The sequence below is a fragment of the Paenibacillus foliorum genome (assembly GCF_013141765.1).
In the GTDB taxonomy this organism is placed as follows: domain Bacteria; phylum Bacillota; class Bacilli; order Paenibacillales; family NBRC-103111; genus Paenibacillus_S; species Paenibacillus_S foliorum.
Genome location: NZ_WHOD01000008.1, coordinates 1 through 5,210, shown reverse-complemented (window position 1 = coordinate 5,210; position 5,210 = coordinate 1). Strand labels below are relative to the sequence as shown.

Here is a 5,210-nt window from a genome sequence, read left to right as displayed (position 1 = left end):
CATACATGCGGCGCATGCGCCGCACCACAGATGATGAAAATGTTTAGGATCCGTCCATACTGCTACTATGGCTGGGAGAGGAAGGTCGATAAGCTATGGTGCCTACGAGCCCATCCGTTAGTCTGACTCCAACGACCACGGTGCATCACAGATTGTCGTTCCCCTCGGGGAAGCACTCATGGGAGATTAATCCTACTCTGGTTGTTGCACCAGTCTCTTACCTAATTTAGCCGTAGAGAGGGCGTAGTTAAGGTGGAAGTTGTCATTGAACGAGCGTGCGGTATGGATATCCATAAGGACAACATTACAGCATGCATTCTAACGTCGAAGGGAAAGGATATCCAAACGTTTTCAACTAAAACGGTGCATCTATTACAACTCATCGATTGGATCAAACAACACGAATGTTCTCACGTTGCGATGGAAAGCACCGGGGTATTTTGGAAGCCAATCGTCAACCTGCTTGAAGCTGAAGGAATTGAATTTTTAGTCGTGAACGCCCAGCATATGAAGGCATTGCCTGGACGTAAAACAGATGTCAAGGACTCGGAATGGATTGCCAAGCTTCTCCGTCACGGACTTCTTAAAGCAAGCTTCATTCCCAACCGAAATCAGCGGGAACTTCGAGAGCTTGTTCGGTATCGTCGCAGCATCATCGAAGAGAGATCCAGACAACACAATCGCATTCAGAAGGTATTAGAGGGAGCGAATATTAAGCTTGGTTCCGTTGTCTCTGACATTATGGGTGTTTCCTCTCGTGATATGCTGCGCGCCATTGCAGATGGAGAAGATGATCCCGAAAAACTAGCGAGCTTCGCCAGACGTACCTTGAAACGAAAAAAGGACGAGCTTGAACTAGCTCTTCAAGGCTACGTAAACCCTCACCAACGTCTCATGATCAAAACCATTTTAATTCACATTGATTTTTTAACCGAACAAGTTGAGGTGCTTGATCAGGAAGTTGCTACGCGGGTAGAATCTTTTCATGAAGATGTTGAACGTTTAGATTCAATCCCTGGTATAGCCACTCGAATGGCCGAACAAATCTTGGCGAAAATCGGAACGGATATTAAGAAACAATTTCCCAGTGCAGCACATTTATGCTCTTGGGCTGGATTGGTACCTGGACATAATGAAAGTGCAGGAAAAAAGAAATCTGCCAAAACCACAAACGGAAACAAGTATCTGAAATCCGCCTTAGTAGAAGCAGCCCATTCCGTTGCAACATCAAAGAACTTTCTCGGCGCCATGTATAGACGTACCGCAGCACGAAAAGGTAAAAAACGAGCAGCTATAAATGTGGCTCATGCTATGCTGAAAATTGCGTTTTATCTTCTGACTCGTAAAGAAACTTATATAGACCTGGGCGAAGATTACCATGACAAACAGAAACAACAGTCTATTGCAAATTATGCTGTTCGTAGACTTGAGAGCTTAGGTTACTCCGTGACAATTGCAGCTAATTCCTAATTCCGAACCATTTCAACATCCATTATTCAGACGCTTTTCAAAAAAATGAATGAGCTGCGTCTTCTTCAGTGCGGCCTTTTTCTGCGACTGCGGATTTAATTTTCATGGGAGCTTAAACTACATTTGTTATATTTGCTCGACTTCACGTACTACTGGCTTTTGCTTCTTAGATAATAATCCACCTAAAACTGCCAGTGGGACCGCCAATATTTGTATTGCTAATACATGAGTAGTTTCAATATAGCCTCCCCTATATAAAGCCCAAAGAATATGAATTAATCCTACGACTGTTGAATTGATTAATCTATATCTTCTTGAAACGTTTGATGCAATATAACCACCTAGCACTATAAATAAGATGCTCACAATTAAATAAACCCAATATGCTCCCTTCAATGGTGTAAATGAAAGGGCAATCATAACTAAGGTGATACCTATTACATCAAAGAAATAACCAGCAGTAATAGCTCTAAGGCTTGTTAAAATATCTTTAAACACTTTATTCCTCCTTGTTGTTCGATGGTCTCCGTTTTCTAACTACAAATTCTCCATTAATAGGATTATTTCCTTTCCTGTACTTCCCACTAACCCGTTAACGTAATGAAGCTGCCGATCCGTACCGGCAGCTTCTTCAATGATGTCTATTGACAAACGTTATCCGTTCAATTGTATTTTTTATCAGTTATTACTGTAATGCTTGCCCATTCTCCATAATCCTCAATTATAACTTCGTAGAATCCTTCAACTTTATTAGCGAAATAGTATTTATAAGTTCCATGTTGCTCTAACTTAATATTGGGTAGACCTAAGAGTGCTGAAAGTTCCTCACGTTTTATTATTTTATATTCATCATTTGTTGTATTTAATGTTATACGATTTGCTTTGCCATCAATAAAAGAAATTGCCACTCTTCCGTAATCTGTAAACATAGATATATAATCATTCCTATAATAATTATTCATTGGGTCACTATGTACCTTATCTTTATCTCCAAGAACACGTGACCTAACAGGTTTTCCAAGAATTTGTTCAACTTCAAGTATGTTTTTCCCAGCTAATTCTTTAACATAAATAATAGGTTTAATTGAAGTTTCTTCTAATGTCACTTGCTCTTTCTTAGTTATTTTTTCTATAACTTGCTCTTGCTGTATATCTTCCACTTTAGAAACCTTAACTGTTTCATTTTTTTCATAAAGATATTTACTCAAAAAGAAAACAAAAAGTACAACCCCAAAAAATTTCCAAAGCTTTGTTCTTGAACTTTTTGTTGATTTCACCCTAATACCTCCCAAACAAATTTTGAAAATGAAAATATTCGTCAAATAATGTGATAATACCTCCTGAGTCCTATTTTTAGCGCGTGGTATCTATAACTTTCTGTTTTAATAATGATAATGTATCGACTGAATTTTAATAAGACCTTACATCTTTTAATCCATAAAATAAGTATTAGACTGACACTAGAAATTGAAGCAGCGACAGCCAGGACGAGAAAATAAAGTCCTAGACTGTCGCTGCTTATTCGAACTATCGTTCTCCGTTAACAAACCTCAGTCAAACGAAAGCTTACTTTCGGTTTTCCGACCTCTATAGCACCATGGGCACCAGCTCCCTTTTTTCACGGTCGTTGGAATCGCTTGCCACTGGTGACCGTGGGAACATTCAAATTGCAGTTTTGCTCGGTTATTAGTGTAGTCTTCCCATACAGAGAGACATTTCCCGCCTTTGCTCTCTACTGCAGTCACCACTTCTTTATAATGCTTTTTCCGCCTATCCATATCATCACAAACCGGGCACCACGATCCCGCTTTCACACGAGTAGGCTTCGCGTACCATTCATGATTTTCGCTGCAAACCCAAAGCAGCGGTGTAATATTATTGACGTAGGTTTCCGATAAGCACTTGCCCCCTCTTGAGGCTGCGGTCTCGTGCATTTCTTCTATTGACATTTTGAGCGAACCACAGACAGGGCACCACGTACCACTCTTGACTGAATAGGGGATAGCTTCCCAAATATGCCCCTTTGCACATTTCCAAGGCAATTTGACTTCCGAGCCGAGGTAAACCTCTGACAGACACGTACCTCCCCTGTTTTCCGCATGGCGCTTCAATTCTAGAAGATCGTTAGTTTTTTTTATGCGTACTGTTTTTAGATCCAAATCTTTCCTCGGAGGTTTACAGTCAATTTTCTTCTTTTTCAAGCTGAGATATATAAAGTTGGAAAAGAGAGTGTCGTCGTGGGAAACCGTGTAAGGCACGCTGATCAAGCATATGCCCTTATTTTCGCATAGCTTTCGCTTGAAGCGGTCTCGCTCCTTCTGTTTGTGAAAATTCTCGATGCTTCGATGAAAAATCTCCACGTATTCATAGTGCTGCAAACCGTGGTATTCAAAAGCGATACCAATCTCGGCATTGTATCCATCAAGCTCATAGCCTTCCAACACATCCCGGTTTTTCTCAAAGGGTTTACCAAGCAGTTCTTCCAGGATGAGATGACATTTGCGTTCATTGAAGCCCCGGTTGCAGACAGGACACCAGGAACCACGACGAATAGAAGCTGCTCTGGTTTTCCATATGTGACCTTCGCTGCACTGCCACATCAACAGTGAATTGCCAGCAAAGTAATCATCTTCATTGGAGAGGCAGGCACCGCCTTTTTCCGCCGCAGCTTGCACAATCACTTCAAACGGCAATCTGCTCAATAAACCAACCTTTTCATTTGAACACCTCGGACACCATTTACCATAGCTCACATTATTAGGCTGAGCATCAAATACATGCCCCTTCTCACATTTCCACGTAAGTTTGGTTTGTGAATCAGTATATTGAGTTGATAAACATTCACCGTTTTGTTTTTTTGCAAGCTGCTGCATTATCTCAAGCGATGAACGTCTTAAAGCTGATCTTCGATTAATTCCACACTTTGGACACCATCGACCACCTTTAATCTTTTCAGAAGTCGCAAGCCATGTATGACCGTGCTCACATTCCCAGAGAAGTTTAGTATTGTTATTTACGTAATCTGTAGATAAACATTTCCCGTTTCTCCTTGTAGCTAGCTCCACCATTTCTTCGATAGCGCCTCTTTGTTTATTTGCGGTAACTTCCCTGCCGCACTTAGGACACCATCTGCCTTGCATAATTTTATTGGGAGTTGCTCTCCATTCATCGTGATTTGGGTTTTTACACTTCCACCATAGATGACTAGTAGCGGTTATATATTCTTCAGAGAGGCAAAGTCCCTCGCGCTTTTGCGCAAGTAACCTCATATCTTTTATTGAGTACTTTTTGTTTTTCATCTAAACCTCCGATGATAGTAAAAAAGCCGCTGTGATCAGCGACTTTTACTCATTTTGAACACTCGATTAATTAATGATACTTCAAGGTTATTGAAAAGATTACCATTAACAAAAATTATAAGGCGGTACCCATCTTTTGACAAGGTTGTTTTATCGTGTCACCATTTTGCCTAAATTTATCTCGGTTAATAAACGACATCATAGTAAAGGATTATTTTATGCTGGATGCATTAACCTGCGGGTACTAGTGACCGCAGCTACAGTTGTTCGTTGAAAATAAAGTCTTAGACTGGAATCGTTGATTTAACGCGGTTTTCGTATTGAAGAAACATCAGCTTTTTAAATATAAGTTTTAGACTGATCCATTAAAAAGAAACCGCGGCTGACCAAGACTTAAAAATAAAGTCTTAGACTGCCGCTGTTGTCATTCAACTAACGTTT

Annotated in this window: 4 protein-coding genes; 1 reads left to right on the top strand and 3 read right to left on the bottom strand. The window is 40.4% G+C overall.

The window, feature by feature from the left end:
- Positions 1-252: 252 nt before the first annotated feature.
- A complete protein-coding gene (locus tag GC093_RS01900) occupies positions 253-1,470 on the top strand; it encodes an IS110 family RNA-guided transposase (RefSeq protein ID WP_171650162.1) in 1,218 nt (405 codons plus the stop codon).
- 126 nt (positions 1,471-1,596) lie between these two features.
- On the opposite strand, the gene GC093_RS01895 is transcribed toward GC093_RS01900, so the two are convergent.
- The 3 genes from GC093_RS01895 to GC093_RS01885 form a co-directional block, all read right to left on the bottom strand.
- Entirely contained in the window at positions 1,597-1,968 is a 372-nt protein-coding gene (locus GC093_RS01895) for a YrzE family protein (RefSeq protein WP_171650161.1), read from the bottom strand.
- Between the two features lie 164 nt (positions 1,969-2,132).
- Positions 2,133-2,747 (bottom strand): hypothetical protein, encoded by a 615-nt coding sequence (locus GC093_RS01890; RefSeq protein ID WP_171650160.1) that lies wholly within the window; start codon positions 2,745-2,747, stop codon positions 2,133-2,135.
- Positions 2,748-3,020: 273 nt separating this feature from the next.
- A complete protein-coding gene (locus tag GC093_RS01885; RefSeq protein ID WP_171650159.1) occupies positions 3,021-4,769 on the bottom strand; it encodes a zinc-ribbon domain-containing protein in 1,749 nt (582 codons plus the stop codon).
- Positions 4,770-5,210 lie beyond the last annotated feature (441 nt).